This is a genomic window from Bacillus sp. NSP9.1 (genome assembly GCF_000465465.2).
Taxonomy (GTDB): Bacteria; Bacillota; Bacilli; order Bacillales; family Bacillaceae; genus Bacillus; species Bacillus sonorensis_A.
The window spans coordinates 3,326,486-3,351,278 of the sequence record NZ_CP048273.1; the positions used below are offsets into that span (position 1 = coordinate 3,326,486).

Genomic DNA, 24,793 nt, shown 5'->3' on the forward strand with positions numbered 1-24,793 from the left:
TTCCAAAAAAGACTGGCTGGGAGCCTTTCAGCGAACCGACATCCCTCTCTGTAAGCGTCTGTTTTTGTACTCTTCCCATTCAAAGCGGGTGGATCATTGATTTTTCAGCACGTACTTTTTCTTGTTCTTATATTACTAAATCTTTTTTCATTTCGTCAATCATCTTTTCCGCTTTTATCTTGTTCTATACAAGATTGGGCCATGCACACAGGCTTTTTTTTCTCATATGATGCTGTAACGACAAGGAGAGGAGGCAAAATATGCGAAAAAAATTCAACACATATTCACTCCAGCCCTGGCTGAAACAAATCAAGCTTGTCGCAGTCCAGGTCGCCCTCCCGATTACGATCTTTCACGGCATTCGAACCATAATCTTCCCAACAACGTTTGATGTTCTCCTTTTAGGCATTCTGATACTCCTTGCCTGCGCCTTTCACCTTGACTGGATTTAAGTAAAAAAAGTCCGCATCATGATGATGGGGACTCTGTTTCTTCCTGCAGTTTTCGGTTTTCTTCTGTTTTATGAATGTTCATCACAAGCGGTTCTGCATTTTTCATCTGCCAATACGCCTTCAAGAGTTTCGTGCAAGCTTCTTTTTCCTCCAGCTTCTTCTCTGTCTGATAGCGGCTGAGTGTCTTAAACATCGCCCCCGGATATGCCATATAACTTAAGAATAAACTCACTTCCTCCTCGCGCAGAGGATAAACACCGTGGTACGTATAATACCAGTTCACACATTCCGTACATGATGCAGGATTGGACTTGAACATTCTTGTGAAAAATAAGATCAGATCATTCGCAGGCGGGGCATATCCCGCTTTCTCAAAGTTTGTAAAATAGCCCGTTCCCATATCGTTGTACAGAAAATGATGGACCGACAATTGCCCGTGGTTCAAGACGATTCTGGAAGACTCTTTTTCTTTGATCGCTTCATGCCATTCATCAAGGCGGTCTAGCGCAAAATCAACGGCGGAAATCGTCTCTCTGTAATACATGGCCGCCTGAAGCTGAAAAGGGGACATATACCATTCTTTCTCAGCCCGGCTGACAATCTCTTCGTATTTTTGTTTCTCTATCTCCCATTTTCGTTTTGTCCGATCATAGTGGCCGACGATATCTTCCCGCCTCATCCTGAGTTCTTTTTCCGTTTTCTGATGGATGAGGGCAATTTCCTGAAACAGATGTTCATGCTTTTGATCCCGCTCTTCCCCTCTTTCCAGCGTGAGCCAGGGCATTAAATAGCAAACTTCTTGACCCGCTCCGGTTAAAAATTCCCCTCCGCGGTTTCGGTAGACAGGAACAAACTGTCTGTAGCCTTTTTCCTCCAGCAGTATCATCTGTTCAGTGAAGCGGTTATTCCTTGAAGGCTCCAGCTTCTTTAACGCGAATACACCGTGGGCGGTGTAAACCTTCCATACTTTCGGGCTGACAGGTTCGATATATTCGGCGGCTAGACCGTATTCATTTAAGAGAGCCTGGATGTCTTCCATTTTCGCTCACCACATTTTTGCTCATACGTTAGGCATGGCTGTTATGATAATCAGGAATATAAAGGATCTGTCCTTCTTTTAACTCTTCGTCAAGGGAAAGGGAATTCATCCGTATGAGCTGCTGAACATTAATGTCGTAACGTTCGCACAGAAGATCGATGGTATCATTTTGCTGAACGATGCACATCCTCATTCGCGAAAACTCCTCCTCTCCCTCTTTTGTAAACAGCTTTGTCAAATAAAGCGCATTGTCATTTTCTTTGGCGGATGCTTCATGTATATCGGCTTCATCTCTCGCTTCCTCTTCAGGTTCTGTCTGCTCGTGAAACGAGTATTCCGGAATCTCAATCGAGTGGGCGGCTTCCTCCTCTTCAGAGGATTCCTGCGTCACTTCAATGTCAAAAGAATCCGGCTCTCTTTCTTCATCTTCGTCCTCCAAAAGAGGCGGGTCGCCGAAAAACGGAGTTTCATTTGATTCTTCATGGTTTTGATAAGTTCTGTAAACCGGTTCCTCTTCTTTTTGTTCTTCACTTTCTTCTCTTTCAAGTTCAGGTTCAGCCTCTTCAGCGCTTTTGGCAGATTCCTTTTGGGCCTCTGCATCTTCTAGGCTGTCAGCCGGCTCTTTTTGTCCTTCCCATTCACGCTTCGCCCTTTCCGCCGCCGACAGTGACGCAGTGAAAAACGGTTTTGCTTCATGTTCGTCATCGCTAAGAAACGACTGATAAATCGGCACGTTTTCATCATCCGTCTCTTCGTTCCGCTGATTCACGGCCTGCTCATCGTACGGGGTGTCAAGATGAAGCGGGATTTCATTCAGTTCCTCTTCCTCCCCTTGGTCCCTGTAAACGGGCTCAAACGACTCTTCAGCTTGTTGTGCATCTTCAAAAACCGGCACATCCGCTTCCTCAGTCTCGTCGGCGTCCCCCGCCACGTCCAGCAGTCCTTCAATCGCCAAGTCCGCCTGTATCGTCAGCATACGGGCATCTGTCAATTGATAATCGAAAGCGTCGATAAAAACAAACACGTCATTTAAGTGGCTGACTTTGTTTTTGGGGATGGTGATATCCACAGGGAAACAATGCGTCAGCTCCGCGCTGCTATCCCCTTTTAGCTTCACATCTTCCACAAATCGGCTTGTCGCAGGCAGCTCAGCATACTCCCGGGTTTGATCTATGTTGTATTCGCCTGTCAGCTCTAATGACCCGCGTATGGATACATAATCATTCACTTCCTGAACGGAAATATCCGGATCCAATGAAATTGATAATAATTCCGATACTTCCTGTCCCTTTTGAAAACAGATCGACTCTTCTACAGAAAATTGCAAACGATTGTTTTGCGGCAAACTGATATCCTCCCTTCACCTAATTTTTAAAATTAGATGTCAGTAAAGATGTATGAAAAGAACCGGGAGAATATGAACAGAAAACATGGGGGCGCACAAAAAAAGCCGCCGGACATGCCGGCAGCCTCTCTGCTTTTATTTGGATCGGCCGATTCTCGCGAATACCCTTTCAGCGGCCGAAATCGTCTGTTCAATATCTTCTTCAGAATGCGCGGTTGACAGAAACAATCCTTCAAACTGTGACGGCGGCAGGAACACGCCCTCATCAGCCATGCCTTTATAATACTCGGCAAACAGATCAAGATCAGACTGTTTGGCCGTCTCATAATTGATGACAGGTTCGTTCGTAAAGAAGAAGCCGATCATCGATCCCGCACGGTTGAATGTATGAGGAATGCCGTGTTTTTCAGCGGCTTCAGAGATGCCTTTTTCCAATCGGTCGGCTTTGCGGGAGAACTCCTTGTAGGAATCAGGCGTCAGCTGCTTCAATGTTTCGAGCCCCGCCGTCATCGCCAGCGGATTGCCTGACAAGGTACCGGCTTGATAAATCGGTCCGCTCGGAGCGATTTTCTCCATGATCTCGGCTTTTCCTCCGTAAGCGCCGACAGGAAGACCGCCGCCGATCACTTTTCCGAGGCATGTCAAATCAGGCGTCACACCGAAGTATCCTTGTGCGCAGTTGTAATCCACTCTAAAGCCTGTCATGACTTCATCGAAGATCAACAGTGCGCCATGCGTTTCCGTCAGCTCGCGAAGCCCTTCAAGGAATCCTGTCAGCGGCGGAACAACTCCCATATTTCCGGCTACAGGCTCTACGATGACGCCGGCTATGTCATCTCCGTATTCCTGAAAGACAAGCTTCATGCTGTCGAGATCATTGTAGGGAACAGTAATCGTATTTTTGGCGATGCTCTCGGGAACCCCGGGGCTGTCCGGGAGACCCAGTGTGGCGACCCCTGAGCCTGCTTTAATCAGCAGCGAATCGCCGTGTCCATGGTAGCAGCCTTCAAATTTCACAATTTTATTCCGGCCTGTATATCCTCTCGCAAGCCTTAAGGCGCTCATCGTCGCTTCGGTACCCGAGCTCACCATGCGCACGACCTCTATGGAAGGAACGCGCTCGATGACAAGCTCGGCAAGCTCTGTTTCAACCTTTGTCGGCGCGCCGAAGCTCGTCCCATTCAGAGCGGTCTTTTGTATGCCGCTGACGACTTTCTCATTGCTGTGCCCTAAAATAAGCGGACCCCATGATAAGACGTAATCGATATATTCGTTTCCGTCAATATCATATATTTTTGAGCCTTTTCCCCGCTCCATAAAAATCGGGTCCATATTTACTGATTTAAAGGCGCGAACCGGACTGTTCACTCCGCCCGGCATGACTCGTTTCGCCTCTTTGAAAGCCGCATTAGACTTTTCATAGCTGCGCATCCTCTAAAACCCCCAGTTCATAATCTTATTCTGCCAGCCATTTGGCCGCATCTTTTGCGAAGTACGTAATGATGAGATCCGCGCCGGCCCGTTTCATGCTTGTCAGCATTTCCAGAACAAGCGCTTTTTCGTCAATCCAGCCGTTTTGGGCAGCCGCTTTAACCATGGCGTATTCCCCGCTGACATTGTATCCGACGACAGGCAGATTGAATTCATTTTTCACCTCGCGGACAATATCGAGATAGGAAAGCGTCGGTTTGATGATCAGGAAGTCGGCGCCTTCTTCCACGTCAGACTGCGCCTCCCTAAGGGCTTCACGGCGGTTGGCATAATCCATCTGATATGTCTTCCGGTCTCCAAACTGCGGACTGCTGCCGGCCGCATCGCGAAAAGGTCCGTAAAAAGCGCTCGCATATTTAACAGCGTACGACATAATCGGCACATTTGTAAATCCTTCCTGATCAAGCGCTTCCCTGATCGCGGCAACAAATCCGTCCATCATATTTGACGGAGCGATAATGTCCGCGCCAGCGCGAGCTTGGCTGACCGCTGTTTTCGCCAGAAGGACGAGCGATTCGTCATTTAAAATTTCCCCGTTTTCAACAAGGCCGCAGTGGCCGTGGTCCGTATATTCGCAAAGACATGTGTCAGCGATGACGACCAGCTCAGGAAAGTCTTCTTTAATTTTTGAAATCGCTTTTTGGACAATGCCGTGGTCATGATATGCTCCACTTCCGACATCATCTTTGTGCACAGGCACACCGAAAACAATCACCGATTGAATGCCGAGACGAACGACTTCCTCCATCTCTTCTTTGAGGTTGTCTAAAGACAGCTGATATACTCCCGGCATGGACGGCACTTCGTGTTTCGCGTTCTGTTCCTCCGTCACAAAAATCGGGTAGATGAAGTCTGCGGCCCCCAATTCGGTTTCTCTTACTAATTTTCGCATGCCTGCCGTCGTCCGCAGACGGCGGTGTCTGTGAAATGATGCTTCCATTTGTCATTCTCCTTTTCTTGAAATGCTGCACATCGCTTCCAGCATTCCGTCAATTGTGTATACTTCAGACATCAAGGAAGGGATTCCGTATTCCGCAAGCGCCTTCTTCGTCAAAGGGCCGATGCTGATAAACACGGTATGGCCCCGTTCGGCCCAATCCTTGCTTTCCTCTTTCAGAATGCTCATAAATGTATGTACCGTCGAGGAACTCGTAAACGTCACAAAATCAAATGCTTCGCGTTTTGCCACGCCTTTCAGATCACGAATTCCCCGCCGGTCAGGGACGGTTTCGTACAGCGTCCATTCCGAAACGTCAATCTCGAGGGGAGAAAGGGTTTTTTTGATCACATCGCGGGAGAGATTGCCTTTTATCACCGCGACTTTTTCACCCCGGTTCAGCTGTTGTTTTAAAGCTTCCGCCAGCTGTTCAGCCACATAAAGATCCGGTATGAGGTCGATGTCAAGGCGCCTGTCCCGCAAATACCGGGCGGTCTTTTCGCCGACGGCGGCCACTTTTACCCGCGGTGCCTCCGGCAGGTTGATTCCGTGATCTTCCAAGTATGAAAAAAAGAATTTGGCCCCGTTTACGCTTGTAAAGACCAGCCAGTCAGCGGCTTCAAGGCCCGCTTGAAAGAGAGACGCCTGCTCTCTTGGCAGGGCGGGGCGGAATGAAATCAATGAAGTTAAAACCGCTTCTCCCCCCAATTCCTCCACTTTTTTTGCAAAAGAGCGGGCCTGCGTTTTATTGCGGGTGATGAGCACCTTTTTCCCTTTTAAAGGAAGATGATCATCCTTCATGTTCATCAAGCTCCTGTTTGACGCGGTCAATTAACGCCTTTGCGCCTTTTTTAGACATGGCCAGCGCACATTCCCGGCCGACAGCCTCAGGATCCGTTCCCCTCGCTTTTTCTCTGTAGACCGTTTTGCCGTCGGGAGAGGCGACAAGTCCGGTCAGTTCGATGACATCTTCTTCATCCATCATCGCAAAGCCTGCAATCGGAACCTGACATCCGCCTTCCATCGCATGAAGGAAGCTGCGCTCAGCCATAACGGTCCGTTCGGTATAGCGGTCATTCAGCTTGGAAAACAGAGACAGCAGCTCCTTGTCGGACGCTCTGCATTCAATCGCCAAAGCGCCTTGTCCAACGGCGGGGAGACAGCTTTCCGGATCAAGAAATTCGCTAACGACATCGTCCTGCCACCCCATCCTTGACAGGCCTGCCGCCGCCAAAACAATCGCGTCGTAATCTTCCGTTTCCAGCTTTTTCAGCCTTGTATCGATATTACCCCTGATCCACTTGATCTCAAGGTCCGGGCGGATTTGCAAGAGCTGCGCGCTTCTCCGCAGGCTGCTCGTTCCTACCGCCGCTCCTTGTTTTAGATCCGCGAGCTTTTGATGTCCTTTGGAAATCAGCGCATCCCGGACATCTTCCCGCTTCGGAACACAGCCGATCATGAGCCCTTCAGGAAGTGCGGACGGCATGTCCTTCATGCTGTGAACCGCCATGTCGATTTCCCCAGCGAGCATCGCCTGCTCGATTTCTTTGACGAAAAGCCCTTTCCCGCCAACCTTTGACAAGGTGACATCCAATATACGATCGCCTTTGGTCACCATTTCCTTTATGTCAAACGTCATTTCGGGATTGAATTCCTTCAGTTTGCTGATCACCCATTTTGTCTGGGTCATCGCCAATTTGCTTCTTCTTGAGCCTACGATGATGTTTCTCATGTTTTTTCCTCCCACTTCACTACGGCCAGCCCGTTTTCAACTAAACCAATGAAATTGCGAAAAACTGCCGAGCAAAAAGAAATTGATCAAGAGAACAAGAAAAGACGCGGTATTCCACATCGCCGCAATCCGTCCCTGCAGCTCTTTGACAATCCTGATAAATAAATAGTATCCATATAAAAAAAGCAGCACGATTGAACCGAGCACCTTCGGATCCGTCCAGTAGAGCGTTTCAAGTGACACATAGGACCATATTATCCCCAGTATCAGGCTCAAAAGCAGCATCGGAACCCCGATAATGTTGAGAATGTATGCCATATGATCAAGCTTTGACAAGTCTTCAATTCTGAGGAGCCATTTCCCCCATTTTTTCCGTTTCAACAAACGGTACTGGAACAGGTAAAGCACCGAAAAGACGAAAGACAGAGAAAACGCTCCGTACGAGAGTATCGCCATTGTAATATGGATGATCAAAAGCTCTGATACAAGCCTCCCTGAAAGCTCCGCCGATTGCTGAGCAGTCGGTGTAAACGTATGAATCGCCACCATTGAAAATCCGATCACATTTGTAAAAAAGACAAGAAAATCCACCTTCAAAAGCTTTGTCAGCACAAGCGACAACGTGACAAGCACCCACGCGTAGAAATACAGACCCTGGACATTGTTCAAAACAGGAAATGCATCCGTATACCGCATGAAATAAAAAAGGTAGAACGTCTGAAGAATCCAGACAATAGAAAGCAACCAGAAGGCCATTTTCCCTGCCTTCCGGTTGTGTTGTAGAAAATCTATAAAATAAAAGAGAACACTGAGCGCATAAAACACGATTGTCACTTCATTAAGCCTTGCCAGCAATGTGTCCGTCATAACCGTCACTCACTCGCGATGGAAGTGATCCCCTGCAGCCTTTTAAAAACAGCAGCAGGCTGACGCTCATCTTGTTCCTGTGCAGCCGGAAAAGCCGCTTCTTCGATATCAAAGATTTGCATAAACAAAGCGAGCTTTTCTTCGGCAGCCGGTTCTGACGCCAATTCCTTCACCTTTAAAATCGGATCGCGCAAAAGCTGATTGATAATGCTTTTCGTATGCTTGTTTAAAAGCTTTTTCTCCCTCGTGCTCAAATGAGGAAGTTTTCGTTCGATGCTCTGCATCGTTTCCGACTGAATCGTCAAAGCTTTTTCCCTCAGAGCCGAGATAACCGGAACGACGCCGAGCGTATTCAGCCACTCCTTGAAGGCGACGATTTCAGACTCGATGATCAGCTCCACTTCCTCAGCAACAGCCTGACGCTCCTTCAAGTTTTCCTCTACGATGCCTTCGAGATCGTCGATGTCATACAAAAAGACGCCTTCCGCTTCGCTCAGTGCCGGGTCAAGATCACGCGGAACGGCAATATCCACCATAAAAAGCGGACAACCTTTGCGAAGCTTGTTGACTTGTTCGATCATGTCCTTTGTCACGACATACCCGTTTGCCCCAGTTGAGCTGATGAGTATATCGGCTTCCATTAAAGCGCACTGCAGCTCATTCAAGCTTTTCGCTTCACCTGAAAAACGGCCGGCAAGCTCTTTTGCCTTTGAAAAGGTTCGATTGATGACCGTAACCTGTCCGATTCCTTGGCCGTGAAGGTTTTGCACCGCAAGCTCCCCCATTTTGCCGGCGCCGAGAATAAGCACATGCTTATCGGAAAGATCACCGAAGATTTTTTTGGCGAGCTCAACAGCGGCATAGCTGACAGATACGGCATTGGAAGCGATATCTGTTTCAGAATGGCAGCGTTTGGCGACGGTGACGGCCTGCTTAAACAAATAATTGAAAACGGTGCCAATCGTTTTCTCTTCCTGAGCCAGCTTGAAACTTGAACGAACTTGGCCCAAAATCTGCGTTTCGCCGATAACCATCGAATCCAAACCGCAGGCTACCCTGAACAGGTGTTCAACGGCCCCGTCGTTTTCATAAAACTTTAAGTAAGGGGAAACTTCTTCTTTCGCCAGTCCAAACCAGTTCGCCAAAAACATTTTCATATAGTAACGTCCGGTGTGCAGCTGATCTACGACTGCATACAGCTCTGTCCGGTTGCATGTCGACACGATAATGTTTTCCAGTATGCTTTTTTCTTCTTTTAACTGCGACATGGCCTGCCCCAGCTCACTCGGCTGAAAGGTCAGCTTTTCGCGTATATCAACAGGGGCTGATTTGTAATCCAATCCCACGACAAGTATATGCATATTCCTGCTTGCACCCCCAACATCTATCTAAATTAGAATCATTATAATATAGAATTTATTATTCAAAACGATTATAACATATATTCACTATTTTCTCTTCACAAAATGTGAACAGATTTTAAAAAATTGATGTGATATAGTAGAAATTGCTTTCCTAGTTCTATTTACAACATCAAGAAGGTGATAACGTTGAAAAAGAAATCTGTTTTGCTTCCATTGCTGCTGCTCGCCGTATCCATTTACGCCTTTTTGCGAACGGGACAGATCAACCTGTTTGAAGGACAAGCTGAATGGTCTGTCCTGTCGGGATTGATCGGTCTGGCCTTTTTATATCAGGGCCAAAAAGAAGCCGATTCCGCCCACTTCTTTGCCGGCCTGCTGGTGACCGCCATCAGCGTTTATTTTACCTTTAAACAGGAGCTGTTTGGACATGCGGATGATTTTGCGGTGATCGTGCTGATTGTCGGAGCGGCCCTTCTCGTTAAATCAATGCGGACGAAGGAATACCAATATGAGAGTCTCTTGATGATCGCCGTCGCTTTATACCTCTATTTCTTTCAGCAGATTATCAGCTGGCTCCGTTCGCTGAAAATCGAGACGGCGTATGTGGAAACGTATTGGCCGGCCGCTTTCATACTCATCGGCCTCTTCTTATTATTCTTGAAAAGAAAGTAATTTATTCCAAAAAAGCACTTGCTCTGACGGCAAGTGCTTTTTTTCAGCTGTTGATCATGTGTTCAATGGCAGACCACGCTTCCTGTTTGCCCTTTTTCGTTTCCGAAGAAAACAAAATCAGCTGGTCTCCCTGTTCAATATTCAAGGTCTGTCTGACGACTTTGGCATGCTTTTCCCATTTTCCTTTCGGGATTTTATCCGCTTTTGTCGCGATCACGATCACAGGGATTCCGTAATGCTTTAAAAAGTCGTACATCATGACATCATCTTGAGAAGGAGCGTGCCTGAGGTCGACGATTTGGACGACCGCTTTCAGCTCTTCGCGTGATGTCAAATACGTCTCGATCATCCGGCCCCATGCTTCACGCTCTGTTTTTGACACTTTTGCAAATCCATAGCCCGGGACATCGACAAAATGGAGGACGTCATTAATAATATAAAAGTTCAATGTCTGTGTTTTTCCGGGCTTAGAAGACGTCCTCGCTAAGTTTTTCCGGTTGATCATCGTATTGATGAATGACGATTTTCCGACATTCGACCTTCCGGCAAGGGCGATTTCCGGCAGCCCCCCTTCAGGGTACTGCTCGGGTTTCACCGCACTGATGACGATTTCTGATTTTGTTACTTTCATTTCTCTTCTCCTACTAATGCATGCTTGAGGACTTCATCCAGATGGGCGACGGGTATGAATGTCAAGCCTTCCCGCACGCTTTTTGGAATATCCTCTATGTCTTTTTCGTTATCTTTCGGCATAATAATCGTTGTCAGGCCGGCACGATGCGCCGCCAGCGTCTTTTCCTTGAGACCTCCGATCGGCAGCACCCGGCCTCTCAGCGTGATTTCCCCTGTCATACCGACGCTGCGGGAAACCGGACGATCCGTCAGCGCGGATACGAGAGCGGTCGCCATCGTGATGCCTGCGGATGGGCCGTCTTTTGGAACTGCGCCCTCCGGCACGTGAATGTGGATGTCTTGTTTTTCATGAAAATCCGGGCTGATGTTTAATTCTTCCGCTTTTGAACGTACATAGCTGAAGGCAGCCTGTGCGGATTCTCTCATGACATCGCCGAGCTTTCCGGTTAAGATCAGCTTGCCTTTCCCAGGGGACAGCGACACTTCGATTGACAGCGTATCTCCGCCGACCGCCGTGTACGCAAGGCCCGTGACAACGCCGATTTGATCATCGAGCTCAGCCTGTCCGTATCTGAACATCCGTTTTCCAAGGTAGTCTTCAAGGTTGTTTTCCGTGACCGTGATCCTTTTTCTTTCGCCTGAGACGATCAGCTTTGCCGCTTTTCTGCATATCGATGCGATCTGGCGTTCAAGACTCCGCACACCGGCTTCCCTCGTATAATAGCGAATAACATCACGGACAGCGTTGTCGCGGATTTGCAGATTGGTTTTCTTCAATCCGTGCTCCTTCAGCTGTTTTGGAAGCAGATGGTCCTTTACAATTTCAACCTTCTCGACCTCCGTATAGCCCGCAATCGTGATAATCTCCATCCTGTCCCTCAGCGGGCCGGGGATCGTCGCTAAATTGTTCGCCGTTGCGATAAACAATACTTTTGATAAGTCAAATGTTTCTTCAATATAATGATCGCTGAATGTATGGTTTTGCTCAGGATCGAGCACTTCCAGCATCGCTGACGCCGGATCTCCCCTGAAGTCAGAAGCCATTTTGTCGATCTCGTCCAAAAGAAATACAGGGTTGTTCTTGCCGGCTTTTTTCATTCCTTGAATGATCCGGCCCGGCATCGCACCCACATATGTGCGGCGGTGACCGCGGATCTCCGATTCATCTCTGACGCCGCCCAGCGAAATGCGGACGAATTTTCGGCCGAGCGATTTGGCGATCGATTTGGCCAGCGACGTTTTCCCGACTCCCGGCGGTCCGGCCAAGCACAAAATCGGCCCTTTCAAAGAACGGGTCAACTTTTGCACGGCTAAATATTCGAGAACCCGTTCCTTCACTTTTTCAAGGCCGTGATGCTCTTCATCGAGTATTTTGCCGGCCAGTTTAATATCGAGCCTGTCTTCTGTCGCCTCATTCCACGGGAGGGAAACGAGCCATTCGATATAATTGCGGATCACCGAGCTTTCAGCGGAGCTTGACGGGATTTTTTCGTACCGGTTCAGCTCTTTAAATGCCGTCTCCTTTACATTGTCGGGCATCCCGGCCTGCTCGATTTTTTCAGTCAGCTTTTGGACTTCGCCGGTTTTTCCTTCCTTGTCGCCGAGCTCTTTTTGTATGGCTTTCATCTGCTCGCGCAGGTAGTACTCCTTTTGCGTTCTTTCCATTGAACGCTTCACACGCTGCCCGATTTTCTTCTCAATCTCAAGGACTTCTTTTTCATTGTGAATCAGGTCGATCACTTTATTTAATCTGGCTTTCACATCGATGGTTTCCAGCACTTCCTGCTTGTCTTTTAACTTAAGCGGAAGATGGGAGGCGACGATATCCGCCATTCGTCCGGGCTCTTCGATATCTGTCACTGCCGCAAATGTTTCAGCCGATATTTTTTTAGAAATCTTTATGTATTGATCGAAGTGGTCAAGCAGCGTACGCATAAGCGCTTCGTCTTCCACGTCTTTTTCGGTTTCTTCTTCGATTCGCTCGATTTTTACAGATGTATAGTCATCCATTTCATGATACTCGAGGATGCGGGCGCGCTGAATGCCTTCAACGAGCACGCGGATCGTTCCGTTCGGCAGCTTGAGCATCTGCTTGATTTTCGTATAGGTTCCGAACGTAAAGATCTCTTCTTCACTCGGTTCGTCTATGGATATGTCCCGTTGTGTGGCCAAAAAGATCATATGATCATTCATCATAGACTGTTCAAGCGCCTCAACCGACTTTTCACGCCCTACATCAAGGTGCAGAACCATCGTCGGATAGACAAGTAAACCTCTTAAAGGGAGGAGCGGGATGTTTCGTTTCGTTTCATCTGCCATTTTGACTGACACCTCCGTAGCTTTAGTATGAACCATTATAATATACTTTTTTTATCCCTGTACAATTGTAAGCCCGAAATAAAAGGGTCTACTGTAGTATACCCTTTCTTTCACTTCTGAAAAAGGAAAAGATGACCTTTGGAAAGAAAACTTGCCGCTTCCGAAAGGCTTTTGAAAACGCCTCTGACGCCGTTAAAAAAATCCCCATCTGATGATGAGGATTATACGGATTCTTTTTTGATTTGAGCTCCTTCCGGCATTTCCGTCGGCGGGTCCACTAAAGCGAGATCAAGGACTTCCTGCAAGGTTTTGACCGGTATGATATGAACGCCTTCAATCCGATTTAAGATCGACTGCACATTCTCATGCGGAATGATGACGGTTTTAGCGCCCGCATGTTTGGCGGCTTTTATTTTCGGAATCACACCGCCGATCGGCTTTACCCGGCCGTGCAGGCTGATTTCGCCCGTCATGGCAATCGTATGGTCAATCGGGATTTTATGGATGGCTGAAAAAATGCCGACCGCCATCGCAATCCCAGCCGACGGCCCGTCCACCGGAATTCCGCCCGGAAAATTGATGTGAATGTCATAGTCGGAAGCTTTCACTCCCATTGTTTTAAGGACGGTCATGACATTTTCAACAGACCCTTTCGCCATGCTTTTGCGGCGGATCGATTTTGACTGATTGCCGATATTCTCTTCCTCGGCTATGCCCGTAATATTAATCGTCCCTTTATCAGCCGCCGGATTGACGGTCACTTCAATTTCCAGAAGCGAGCCGCTGTTTGGACCGTGGACGGCAAGACCGTTGACAATACCGACTTGTGGTTTTTGAGCGATTTTTTGTTCGTATTTTGGTGTCAGCTGGCTTGAATGGATCACCCATTCGATATCCTCAAGGGTCACATCGCTGCGTTCTTCCGTTAAAGCCATTCCGGCGGCGATCTGCATCATATTGACGACTTCACGGCCATTACGTGCATAGCGCGTCAACAGGTCCAGCCCCTCATTTGCGACTTGTTTTTGGATTTTTTCAGCTGCTTTTTTTGCGACTGTTTTCAATTCGTGTTTTTCCAGGTCCCGGAAAAACACTTCCAAGCAACGCGAACGAATCGCGGGCGGGATTTCCTCAGGCATTCTCGTTGTTGCACCGATCAGCCTGAAATCAGCGGGCAGTCCGTTTTGAAAGATGTCGTGAATATGTTTTGGAATTTGCGTGTTTTCTTCACTGTAATAAGCACTTTCCAAAAATACTTTTCGATCCTCAAGGACCTTCAGCATTTTATTCATTTGAATCGGGTGAAGCTCGCCGATTTCATCGATAAATAAAACACCGCCATGGGCGTGTGTGACGGCGCCCTGCTTCGGCTGCGGAATACCCGCCTGTCCCATCGCCCCGGCTCCCTGGTAAATCGGATCATGGACCGAGCCGATTAACGGATCGGCAATCCCCCGTTCGTCAAAACGGGCCGTTGTCGCATCAAGCTCGACAAAGACGGAATGTTCCTGAAAAGGGGAGCGCTTATTTTTTTTCGCTTCCTCCAACACAAGCCGAGCGGCAGCCGTCTTTCCCACTCCGGGAGGGCCGTAGATGATCACATGCTGCGGATTCGGCCCGCAAAGCGCGGCTTTCAGCGCTTTAATCCCGTCCTCCTGGCCGACAATATCTTTAAATGTTGCAGGCCTTACCTTTTCTGACAAAGGTTCTGACAAATGGATCGATCTCATTTTCCGGAGCTGTTCCATCTCTTTTTTGGACTCTCTGTCTATTGTAACCTTTTGCGTTCTTTGGTTTTTAAGCAAATTCCAAAAATATAAACCGATGATGATTCCGAAAAATAGTTGTACAAAAAGTGCAATGCTCGTCCAGCTCAACTGATGGTCCCTCCTGAAATGGTTTCGTATCTTAAGTATGTCAGTTAGTATTTCCTGAACAGGGAGGGAATAAACGTAAGGACGGGATAATTTTGCAAAAGAAAAAACCCCCTGAAATCAAGGGGTTTCATCTTAAGCAGATGTCTTTTTATCTTTGTTGACGACAGTGCCGTCTTTCATAATCAGACGCGGCGGTTCGCCGTCAGTGACGGTTTTGCCTGTAATCACGCATTTTTCGATGTCTTCGCGTGACGGCAGGTCAAACATCACATCGAGCATGATTCCTTCGATAATGGAACGAAGTCCGCGCGCACCTGTTTTGCGTTCGATTGCTTTTTTGGCGATCTCCGTGAGAGCTTCATCTTCAAACACAAGCTCCACATTATCCAATTCAAGCATTTTCGAATATTGCTTCACGAGTGCGTTTTTCGGTTTTGTCAAAATATCGACCAACGCTTTTTCATCCAGCGGCTCAAGGCTGGCGATGATCGGCAGACGTCCGATGAATTCCGGAATCAGACCGAAGCGAAGCAGGTCTTCAGGAAGCACTTTTGAGAGCAGCGCTTCTCTTTCAAGATTGTCATGCTTGTTATCAGAACCGAAACCGATCACCTTTTGTCCGAGGCGGCGCTTGATGATTTGCTCAATACCGTCAAAGGCCCCTCCGCAAATGAACAGGATGTTGGTTGTGTCAATTTGAATAAACTCTTGATGAGGGTGCTTTCTTCCACCTTGAGGCGGAACGCTTGCAACCGTACCTTCAAGAATTTTAAGCAGCGCCTGCTGAACACCTTCACCCGACACATCGCGTGTGATGGAAGGGTTCTCGGATTTTCTCGCTACTTTATCAATTTCATCGATGTAAATAATGCCTTTTTCGGCTTTTTCAACATCGTAGTCAGCAGCCTGGATGAGCTTCAGCAAAATGTTTTCCACGTCTTCACCGACATAGCCTGCTTCTGTAAGAGATGTGGCATCCGCAATGGCAAACGGCACATTTAAGATGCGGGCCAGCGTTTGCGCAAGAAGCGTTTTCCCGCTTCCGGTCGGACCGATCATGGAAATATTGCTCTTGGACAGCTCGACATCGTCGACTTTGCTGTTGGAGTTGATCCTTTTGTAGTGATTGTAGACGGCCACGGCAAGGGATTTTTTCGCCTGATCCTGGCCGATGACATATTCATCAAGAATTTCGCGGATTTCCTTCGGCTTCGGAACGTCTTTAAACTCCACTTCTTCTTCTGAACCGAGTTCCTCTTCTACAATTTCAGTGCAAAGTTCGATGCACTCATCACATATATACACGCCTGGTCCGGCGACAAGCTTGCGTACCTGATCTTGAGTTTTACCGCAAAACGAGCATTTCAATTGTCCTTTTTCCTCGTTGAATTTAAACATTCTTTCACCCCTTATATCCTTGTCATTCCGTTTCTTCGCCTGAAAGAAACATACGCTGTAACATTCGTTCCATTATGTATTGCATTTTACCACACTTTCCGAAAAGGCGATAACGTTGTGTTTGCCTATCCGGCATATTCAATATGTATGTTCATCCGCTTGACATTATCCTTTCCCAAAGAAAAGCTGATAAGTCAAAATTGTATAAAACAAGGCACGAAACATTCGCGCCCTGTTTTATTATTATGATTATGAAACATATTAACGGTTTTCTACAAGAAAATCAATCGCTTTGCGAACTTTCAAATCCTCTTTCATTCCATCTGTAGAACCGATTGCTTGTTTGATATTTTCAACAGGCATATTGTAAGCTTCAGCCATTTTTGAAAGCTCTTCTTCGACTTCTTCATCCGTCACTTCAAGATTTTCAGCTTTGGCGATGGCTTCCAGCGTCAAGTTTGATTTTACGCGCTTTTCGGCATCTTCTTTCATTTGCTCTTTCAGCGCGTTTTCATCTTGGCCTGAGAATTGGAAGTAAAGCTCAAGATTCATGCCCTGCATTTGCAGACGCTGTTCGAATTCTTTCATCATGCGGTCAAGCTCTGTGTCGATCATCGCTTGAGGAATATCGGCTTCGGCATTTTCAGCAGCTTTTGTTACAAGCTCTTCGCGAAGTTTAGCTTCCGCTTCGTTTTCCTTTGCTTCTTCAAGACGTTTTTTCGTCTTTTCAGTCAGCTCGGCAAGCGTTTCGACTTCTTCGTCGACATCTTTCGCGAAATCGTCATCAAGCTCTGGAAGCTCTTTCGTTTTGATTTCATGGATTTTCACTTTGAATACAGCAGGTTTGCCCGCTAATTCTTCAGCGTGGTATTCCTCAGGGAATGTCACTTCAACGTCTTTTTCAGCACCTGCTTCAAGGCCTACAAGCTGGTCTTCAAAGCCCGGAATGAATGAGCCTGAGCCGACTTCAAGGGAATAGTTCTCCGCTTTTCCGCCTTCGAATGCTTCACCGTCAACGAATCCTTCGAAATCAAGAACAACGGTGTCTCCCTCTTCCACTTTTCCGTCTTCTTTCACGACCAGTTCAGCCTGGCGCTCTTGAAGGGATTTGAGTTCGTTTTGAACGTCTTCATCCGTTACGGCCGTATCGTCTTTTTCAACGCCAAGCCCTTTGTATTCGCCGAGCTTCACTTCAGGCTTAACCGTTACCTTCGCAGTGAAGATCAGGCTTTCGCCTTTTTCGATTTTTTCGACATCGATTTCCGGACGATCTACAGGCTCAATGCCCGCTTCTTCGATCGCTTTTGGATATTCGACAGGAAGCAGGATGTCCAATGCGTCCTGATAAAGAGCTTCAACACCGAAGCGCTGTTCGAACAAACCGCGCGGCACTTTCCCTTTACGGAATCCAGGAATGGATACTTGCTTCACAACTTTTTTAAATGCATCATCAAGGGCTTTATTAAAGGTATCGGCATCTACCTCAACCGTTAAAACGCCTTCGTTTCCTTCTTGTTTTTCCCATTTTACTGACATTTGTTTCCCTCCAAAATCTATTCAGGTTGTGTCGGTTTTCCATTTTAAAACAAGCAAACGGCTACGTCCATCAAAAGCTTCGCTCTAATGTCAGCCATCATTATGTATACAAAGATAAATAATGAATCTTTAGCGGCAAACGGATCAGCTCCGTTTTTCACAAATGCAACCACTATATTATAACACAATGCCTGCTGCTTTCAACAATTACAAATAAGAAATTTCTTCTATATCTTTGATCATCGCGCAGGCTTCTTCCAGCTGACTGTCATTGAATTCATAAAGCATATGAAGCTCCGCTTTATCGATGTCGATGCCATGCATTTCATATCCGACTTTATGAAGCGCGGCAGCCCAAAGTTCGCGGTTTGCGTATTTCGGCTGAAACGGATACAGCACATAAATATGCCTGCGCCACAGCTCTTCCACCGCCTGGTAAAGCGAGGGATTTTCATTCCCGAGCGTGTCGTCCAGCACATTCAGTACAGCTTTGAGAATCGTCATGTCTTCCGGTTTTACCGTTTCCTTCGGGTTGATTGTCATCGATTCGCCAAACTTTGCGACAAGCGTCGGTTTTTCATGGTCTGATTCTGCGAGCAGCTGCAAAATCATCGTTTTCACGACGGGATGCCCGTTCGGGTTTTGCAGAATCGTTTTCAATAAGCCGATGTAGTTCGTCAGATTGCGGTCTTTGAGCCCGTGAATCAGCTTTAACTGCTCGCCGGTGTCGGACAAAATCGTCTCCTGGTCGAGTTCTTTTGTCTCCGGCAGGTCTTCCATGACATCCTCCTGGCCGGGATCTTCCGTCATCTTGCGGCTGAAATCGAGCAATTTATAAAACTGTTCGGCGCTTTCCGGCGGCAGCTTGTTTTCTTCGAGAACAGCTTCGATCGTCTCTTTTACTTTTTCATACTGCCTGAGCTGGATTAAAATCGTCAGGTAGACCTGTAAAACCGTAAAATAGTGTCCGTGGCCTTCCTTCAGCATTTTTTCACAGATGTTCTTCGCTTCCTCAAGTTCGCCTATCTCCAAAAGGCAGATGGCCATTCCGAGATAAATGTCCGACTCCTCATCATCGTAGTGCTTCGCTTCTGAAAACAGCCGCAGCGCCTCGTGATAATCTTTTTCTTTAAGCGCGGACATCCCTTTATGCACCAAACGCTCCTTTACGTTGGGGAACGGGATGACTTTTGAGTTTTTCTTGTCATGCTTCATGCTTAAGTTCCTTTCAGGCACTTATTTTTTACAAGTGTATCAACCCGGCCCGCTAAAAACAAGAAAGAACCGATGACAATGTGTTTTGCCCCTTTAGCAAAAAAAGCCTCCGAAAAGGATCGGACAGCTTTTTTATGCTTGAAGCCAGGAGCTTCTTTGCTTCTCAAATTGTTCGATTTCTTCTTCGAGGAGCAATGTTAATGAAATTTCATCATGCCCGTTCAGCAGCATCTCCCGCCAATGCGGATCGACTTCAAAGGTGATCTGCTTTCCTCTGTGATCTGTAATCGTCTGTTTTTCAAGATCGACGGTCATGTTCAAAGACTGGTTTTCGTACTGTTCGGCAAGCCCTTTCCACGTCTCATAAGGAAGGCGGATCGGCAGCATTCCGTTTTTAAAACAGTTTTGATGAAAAATATCGGCGAATGACGGCGCGATGATGATTTTAAATCCATAGTCACCAAGCGCCCATGGCGCATGCTCCCGTGATGAACCGCAGCCGAAGTTTTCACCGGCGATGAGAATCGATGCTCCCTTATATTCGGGCTGATTGAGTTCAAATTCAGGGTTTGGCTCACCGCTTTCCAGGTATCTCCAATCAAAGAATGCAAAGCGGCCGTACCCGGTTCTTTCAATCCGTTTTAAAAATTGCTTCGGAATGATCTGGTCTGTATCTACATTAATTCTGTTTAATACCGCCGCTATTCCGATATGCGTCTTTAAAGGCTCCACTTTCGTTTCACTCCTTTACACAGCTGTTGTCTCTTGATAATGTTTTCTGACATCTACAAAGCGGCCGTGGATTGCGGCCATCGCCGCCATTGCCGGACTGACGAGATGGGTTCTCGCTCCTTTGCCCTGTCTTCCTTCAAAATTGCGGTTGGAAGTGGAAGCGCAGCGCTCACCCTCAGGTACAACATCGTTGTTCATGCTCAAGCACATGCTGCATCCGGATTCTCTCCATTCAAAGCCCGCTTCGATAAAAATCTCGTGAAGGCCTTCTTGTTCCGCCTCGATTTTGACGCTTTGCGAACCCGGAACGACGATCGCTCTCACGCCTTCTGCGACTTTCTGTCCTTTGATCATTTCGGCCGCCTGGCGGAGATCTGTCATGCGCGAGTTCGTGCATGAGCCGATAAAGACGTGTTCAATTGTAATGTCTTCAATTTTTTTATGAGGTTCAAGACCCATATATTCATAGGCGCGCAGCGCTTCTTTTTGATCGTCTTCCTGTGCGAATGCCTCAGGTCCCGGAATCGCTGCATCAACCGGGAGGACCATCCCCGGATTGATTCCCCATGTCACCATCGGTGAAATGTCATTTCCGTCCATTACAATTGAGCGGTCGTATTGAGCGCCGGGATCGGTTCTCAAACTTTTCCATTCTGCGACAGCCTTTTCAAATTCCTCGCCTTTTGGTGCGTATTTTTTCGATTTTACATATTCAAAAGTCGTTTCATCAGGTGCGATCAGCCCTGCCCTTGCCCCCGCTTCGATCGACATGTTGCAGACGGTCATCCGTTCGTCCATCGACATGTTTCGGAATACTTCGCCGGTATATTCAATCACATAGCCCGCGCCGAATTTGACTCCGTATTTTCCGATGATGGCAAGAATGACGTCCTTGGCGGTCACACCTTTTTGCAGCTTGCCGTCCACGCGGATTTCCAGCGTTTTAGGTTTTTTCTGCCAGAGTGTCTGTGTTGACAGAACATGTTCAACCTCGCTCGTTCCGATCCCGAATGCGAGTGCACCGAATGCCCCGTGTGTCGATGTATGACTGTCTCCGCAGACGATCGTTTTGCCAGGCAGTGTTAATCCAAGCTCCGGACCGATGACATGAACGATCCCCTGATCAACGCTTGACAGGTCGGCTAAGCGGATCCCGAACTCTTCGCAGTTCCGTTCAAGTGCGCTGACCTGCCGCTTTGCGACTTCATCTTTAATCTCAAACCGGTTCACAGTCGGAATGTTGTGGTCCATCGTAGCGAACGTATTTTCGGGCCTTCTGACTTTTCTATTTTTCTGTCGTAAGCCTTCAAAGGCCTGAGGCGAAGTGACCTCGTGTATCAAATGCAGGTCGATATATAAAAGGTCAGGCTTTCCTTCTCCTTTTTTAATGACGTGCTGATCCCAAATTTTTTCGATGATCGTTCGAGGCATCATCTTGTTTCCTCCCTCTACCAATATCCATTTTCCTTAAACGTAAGCGGTCATGATGTTTGAAATGGCATTGTCATCCGCCAATGCGGCTTTTACTTCCTCCGTGATCGACGTTGTCGTGCAATGCTCAGACCCTCTTGCGAGATCCTTCGTTCTTTTTCCTGAGCGGAGCACCTGATCGACCGCGTGTTCAACGGCTGTTGCTTCCGCTTCAAGACCGAATGACGTCCGGAGCATCATCGCAGCAGACAAAATCGCAGCAAGCGGATTGGCGATGTTTTGCCCCGCGATGTCAGGAGCTGAACCGTGCACAGGCTCATATAAATGAAGACCAGAACTTGACAGACTCGCTGACGGAAGCATGCCGAGCGATCCGGTCAGCATGGAAGCTTCATCACTTAAAATATCGCCGAACATGTTCTCTGTGACAACGATGTCAAATTGTCCGGGATTGTAGATGAGCTGCATTGCGGCATTGTCGACAAGCATATGCTCAAGCTTGACATCCGGAAAGCCTTGGGCGACTTCTTCGGCTGTTTTCCGCCAAAGTTTGCTGGATTCAAGGACGTTTGCTTTATCGACAGATGTGACTTTCCCTTTGCGCCCTTTGGCCATTCGAAAAGCTTCCCTGACAACCCTTTCGATTTCTGATTTTTGATACAGCAGCGTGTCGACGGCTTCCCGTTCACCGTCCTGATTCTCATACTGCATGCTCGGCTTTCCGAAATATAAGCCGCCCGTCAGTTCGCGAACGATGACAAAATCAACGCCTTCAATATGTTCGCTTTTTAAAGGGGATGCTTCAGCCAAGCTCTCGAACACCTTAACAGGCCGCAGATTGGCGAATAGGTCGAGCTGTTTGCGAATCCCAAGCAGCCCTTTTTCAGGTCTCAGTTCAGAAGGATTTTGATCCCATTTCGGCCCGCCAACCGCGCCGAGCAAAATGGCGTCCGCAGCTTTGCAGACAGCGACAGTTTCTTCAGGTAGCGGCACACCCGCCTCATCAATTGCCGCGCCGCCGATCAGACCGTATTCAAATTCGAACTCATGCTGATAATGTTCAGCAACGCTTTTCAGCACATCAACAGCCGCTTCCAATACTTCGGGACCAATTCCGTCACCGGGCAAAAGTGCGATTCGTTTTTTCAAATTAAACAAACTCCTTCCTTCTTAACTGTCATGATCCTACAGCTGCTTGTTTTGCCAAACCTATCGCATTCGATTGGAATACAAGATAACGGTTGACCGCGTTCAAATACGCTTTTGCAGAAGCTTCAAGGACATCCTGGGCGACTCCGCGTCCGCCTGATTCTTTTCCGTCAATGATCACCCTGACATAAACCTGTGCGAAGGCATCCTGCCCTTTGCGGTTGGATTGAATCCGGTAGTCGAGAAGCTGGACTTCTTTGTTCATGCAGCGTTTCAGCGTGTTGTAAACCGCTTCAACGCTTCCCGCTCCCGTCGCTGCTTCCTGAATGATCCGGTCGGTTTCCTGTTCCTTCAGAGAAACAGTAGCCGTCGGAACTTGCGAGGTCCCGTAGTGCACCTGAAGAGAAATAAAATCATAGCCGATTTTGCGGTCTGTCGCTTTTTCTTCGAGAATAAGGGAAATCAGATCTTCATCTGTAAATTCTTTTTTCTTCCCGGTCAGCTCTTTAAAGATTTTGAAGAACTTATTCACTTCCTCTTCCCCAAACTGGAAGCCCAAGGTTTGCAGCTTATCTTTAAAGGCGTGGCGCCCTGAATGTTTTCCGAGCACCAGCGCATCCGTTTTGACGCCGACAAGCTCTGGAGAAATGATTTCATATGTGGTTTTTTCTTTTAAGAAGCCGTCCTGGTGAATACCTGATTCATGGGCGAAAGCATTGTCGCCGACGACCGCTTTATTGCGGGGTACGGCCATTCCGGTCAGCTTGCTCACTAAATCACTTGTCCGTTTAATTTCATTCAATTGAATCGTTGATTCCGCCTGATAGAAATCTTTGCGGATATGCAATGCGACAGCGATTTCTTCAAGAGCCGCGTTCCCGGCCCTTTCGCCGATGCCGTTAATGACCGATTCCACCTGGTCCGCGCCGTTTTCAATCGCAGCCAAAGAGTTGGCGACAGCCATGCCCAAATCATCGTGGCAATGGGCTGAAAGCTGAACTTTGTCGGCGTTTGCGGCATTTTCTTTAATATAGCGGAAGATGTTTCCGTATTCGGCAGGAGTTAAATATCCCACTGTATCCGGAAGATTGATGACATCTGCACCGGCGGCGATCACTTCACTGACGATCTCGGCTAAAAACGGCAGGTCGGTCCGACATGCATCTTCGGCAGACCACTGGACGACCGGGAATCGCTCCTTGGCGTATTTCACCATTGCGACCGCCTGCTCAAGAACCTGTTCACGCGTTTTTTTCAGCTTGTATTTTAAATGGATGTCGGAAGTGGCGATAAACAAATGCAGCCTTGGCTCGGCTCCGTCTTTCAGCGCTTCCCACGCCGAATCGATATCGCCTTTCACAGAGCGTGCAAGCCCTGTGACAGAGCAGTTTTTAATCGTCCCGGCGATTTCTTTGACAGCGTTGAAATCCCCGGGGGATGAAGCGGGAAAGCCCGCTTCCATAATGTTAACCCCGAGTTTTTCGAGCTGCTGGGCAATCGCCAGCTTCTCCTGCGTATTTAAATTAACGCCCGGCGACTGTTCACCGTCACGGAGTGTTGTGTCAAAAAAATTAATTTTTCGCACCGGCTACCACCGCTTCCTTCTTCTTGCCCTGTTTGACAAACGGCATCATTTCGCGAAGCTTTCTGCCGACCACTTCAATTTCATGCTCGTTTTCGCTTGCATTAATCGCGTTGAAGCGAGGACGGTTGACTTGGTTTTCCACGATCCATTCTTTCGCGAACGTTCCGTTTTGGATGTCTTTCAATACTTCTTTCATCGACGCTTTGACGTTTTCATCAACAACGCGCGGTCCTGATACGAAGTCTCCCCATTGAGCCGTGTCGGAAATGGAGTATCTCATGCCGGCCAAGCCTTCTTCATACATCAGGTCGACGATCAGCTTCAGCTCATGCAGACACTCGAAGTATGCGAGCTCAGGCTGGTATCCCGCTTCTGTCAGCGTTTCAAAGCCGGCTTTGACAAGGGAAGTCAGTCCGCCGCACAGAACCGCCTGTTCTCCGAAAAGATCTGTTTCTGTTTCTTCTTTAAATGTCGTTTCCAGAACGCCGGCTCTCGCACCGCCGATCGCTTTTGCATAGGCCAGTGCTTTATCTTTCGCTTCACCTGTGACATCCTGATAGATCGCAAACAGTGCAGGAACGCCGGCACCCTGTTCAAATGTTCTTCTGACAAGATGTCCCGGTCCTTTAGGAGCGACAAGGAATACGTCTACATCCGCCGGCGGAACGATCTGATGGAAATGAACGTTGAAGCCGTGTGCGAAAACAAGTGAATTGCCAGCTTGGAGTTCGTCTTTAATTTCAGCTTCATATACCTTTTGCTGCTGTTCATCAGGAAGCAGCACCATGATGATGTCCGCCTGTGCCGCAGCTTCTCTGACCGTGTATACTTGATGGCCGTCTTCTTCTGCTTTTGTAAAGGATTTTCCTTTTCTGACGCCGACAATAACGTCCACTCCGCTTTCTTTCAAATTCAATGCGTGAGCATGGCCTTGTGAACCGTATCCGATAACCGCCACTTTTTTGCCTGCCAATACGTTTTCTTTGATATCACCGTTATAATAAACTTTTACCATTTCA

The 24,793-nt window shown here is 47.7% G+C and carries 20 protein-coding genes, 1 pseudogene and 1 other annotated feature (1 of these 22 only partly in view); of the genes and pseudogenes, 2 read left to right on the plus strand and 19 right to left on the minus strand.

The features are described from left to right. Positions 1–92 (minus strand) — a binding site (T-box leader) (it extends 140 nt beyond the left edge of the window). A gap of 168 nt (positions 93–260) precedes the next feature. After that, positions 261–452 (plus strand): hypothetical protein, encoded by a 192-nt coding sequence (locus M654_RS17390; RefSeq protein WP_026588129.1) that lies wholly within the window; start codon positions 261–263, stop codon positions 450–452. Positions 453–468: 16 nt separating this feature from the next. Here the strand turns inward: M654_RS17390 and ysxE are convergent, their stop codons facing one another. The 8 genes and pseudogenes from ysxE to hemA form a co-directional block, all read right to left on the minus strand. Beyond that, positions 469–1,491, minus strand: a complete 1,023-nt coding sequence (gene ysxE / locus M654_RS17395) for a spore coat protein YsxE (protein ID WP_026588130.1) — start codon at positions 1,489–1,491, stop codon at positions 469–471. A 796-nt stretch (positions 1,492–2,287) separates the two neighbouring features. Further along, positions 2,288–2,836: pseudogene (locus tag M654_RS24435) on the minus strand (LysM peptidoglycan-binding domain-containing protein); the annotation flags it as partial. Positions 2,837–2,971: 135 nt separating this feature from the next. Next, positions 2,972–4,267: a glutamate-1-semialdehyde 2,1-aminomutase gene (gene hemL / locus M654_RS17405; protein ID WP_026588132.1), complete on the minus strand. Its 1,296-nt coding sequence runs from the start codon at positions 4,265–4,267 to the stop codon at positions 2,972–2,974. Positions 4,268–4,292: 25 nt separating this feature from the next. After that, positions 4,293–5,267, minus strand: a complete 975-nt coding sequence (hemB, locus tag M654_RS17410) for a porphobilinogen synthase (RefSeq protein ID WP_026588133.1) — start codon at positions 5,265–5,267, stop codon at positions 4,293–4,295. 3 nt (positions 5,268–5,270) lie between these two features. Further along, positions 5,271–6,065, minus strand: coding sequence for a uroporphyrinogen-III synthase (locus M654_RS17415; RefSeq protein ID WP_026588134.1), 795 nt, complete (start codon positions 6,063–6,065; stop codon positions 5,271–5,273). Continuing rightward, on the minus strand, positions 6,055–6,996 hold the full coding sequence (gene hemC, locus M654_RS17420) for a hydroxymethylbilane synthase (RefSeq protein ID WP_026588135.1): 942 nt from the start codon (positions 6,994–6,996) through the stop codon (positions 6,055–6,057). The genes M654_RS17415 and hemC overlap by 11 nt, the downstream gene beginning before the upstream one ends. Before the next feature lie 36 nt (positions 6,997–7,032). Then, positions 7,033–7,863, minus strand: coding sequence for a cytochrome C assembly family protein (locus M654_RS17425; RefSeq protein WP_026588136.1), 831 nt, complete (start codon positions 7,861–7,863; stop codon positions 7,033–7,035). Between the two features lie 5 nt (positions 7,864–7,868). Beyond that, positions 7,869–9,224 carry a glutamyl-tRNA reductase gene (gene hemA / locus M654_RS17430; protein WP_026588137.1) on the minus strand — a complete coding sequence of 452 codons (1,356 nt, stop codon included), beginning with the start codon at positions 9,222–9,224 and terminating at the stop codon, positions 7,869–7,871. A gap of 180 nt (positions 9,225–9,404) precedes the next feature. Between hemA and M654_RS17435 the strand changes: the two genes are divergently transcribed. Continuing rightward, positions 9,405–9,899 (plus strand): hypothetical protein, encoded by a 495-nt coding sequence (locus M654_RS17435; protein WP_410207089.1) that lies wholly within the window; start codon positions 9,405–9,407, stop codon positions 9,897–9,899. Positions 9,900–9,942: 43 nt separating this feature from the next. Here the strand turns inward: M654_RS17435 and yihA are convergent, their stop codons facing one another. The 11 genes from yihA to ilvC form a co-directional block, all read right to left on the minus strand. Further along, positions 9,943–10,530, minus strand: a complete 588-nt coding sequence (gene yihA / locus M654_RS17440; RefSeq protein WP_026588139.1) for a ribosome biogenesis GTP-binding protein YihA/YsxC — start codon at positions 10,528–10,530, stop codon at positions 9,943–9,945. Further along, on the minus strand, positions 10,527–12,851 hold the full coding sequence (lon, locus tag M654_RS17445; RefSeq protein WP_026588140.1) for an endopeptidase La: 2,325 nt from the start codon (positions 12,849–12,851) through the stop codon (positions 10,527–10,529). The genes yihA and lon overlap by 4 nt, the downstream gene beginning before the upstream one ends. A 221-nt stretch (positions 12,852–13,072) precedes the next feature. Further along, positions 13,073–14,728, minus strand: coding sequence for an ATP-dependent protease LonB (lonB, locus tag M654_RS17450; RefSeq protein ID WP_026588141.1), 1,656 nt, complete (start codon positions 14,726–14,728; stop codon positions 13,073–13,075). Between the two features lie 132 nt (positions 14,729–14,860). Beyond that, complete coding sequence (clpX, locus tag M654_RS17455) at positions 14,861–16,126, minus strand: ATP-dependent protease ATP-binding subunit ClpX (protein ID WP_026588142.1); 1,266 nt, start codon at positions 16,124–16,126, stop codon at positions 14,861–14,863. A 261-nt stretch (positions 16,127–16,387) separates the two neighbouring features. Then, positions 16,388–17,662 carry a trigger factor gene (gene tig, locus M654_RS17460; protein ID WP_026588143.1) on the minus strand — a complete coding sequence of 425 codons (1,275 nt, stop codon included), beginning with the start codon at positions 17,660–17,662 and terminating at the stop codon, positions 16,388–16,390. Positions 17,663–17,869: 207 nt separating this feature from the next. Beyond that, positions 17,870–18,877 carry a DNA damage checkpoint antagonist DdcA gene (ddcA, locus tag M654_RS17465; protein ID WP_026588144.1) on the minus strand — a complete coding sequence of 336 codons (1,008 nt, stop codon included), beginning with the start codon at positions 18,875–18,877 and terminating at the stop codon, positions 17,870–17,872. A gap of 132 nt (positions 18,878–19,009) precedes the next feature. Further along, positions 19,010–19,609: a 3-isopropylmalate dehydratase small subunit gene (leuD, locus tag M654_RS17470; protein WP_026588145.1), complete on the minus strand. Its 600-nt coding sequence runs from the start codon at positions 19,607–19,609 to the stop codon at positions 19,010–19,012. 15 nt (positions 19,610–19,624) lie between these two features. Continuing rightward, positions 19,625–21,043 carry a 3-isopropylmalate dehydratase large subunit gene (gene leuC, locus M654_RS17475; protein ID WP_026588146.1) on the minus strand — a complete coding sequence of 473 codons (1,419 nt, stop codon included), beginning with the start codon at positions 21,041–21,043 and terminating at the stop codon, positions 19,625–19,627. Between the two features lie 33 nt (positions 21,044–21,076). After that, the gene (leuB, locus tag M654_RS17480) at positions 21,077–22,189 is read right to left on the minus strand and encodes a 3-isopropylmalate dehydrogenase (protein WP_026588147.1); all 1,113 of its coding nucleotides are present in this window, start codon (positions 22,187–22,189) and stop codon (positions 21,077–21,079) included. A 28-nt stretch (positions 22,190–22,217) separates the two neighbouring features. Next, positions 22,218–23,774, minus strand: a complete 1,557-nt coding sequence (locus M654_RS17485; protein WP_026588148.1) for a 2-isopropylmalate synthase — start codon at positions 23,772–23,774, stop codon at positions 22,218–22,220. Continuing rightward, complete coding sequence (gene ilvC, locus M654_RS17490; RefSeq protein ID WP_026588149.1) at positions 23,761–24,789, minus strand: ketol-acid reductoisomerase; 1,029 nt, start codon at positions 24,787–24,789, stop codon at positions 23,761–23,763. Before ilvC ends, M654_RS17485 begins: the two co-directional genes overlap by 14 nt. Between the last annotated feature and the right edge of the window lie 4 nt (positions 24,790–24,793).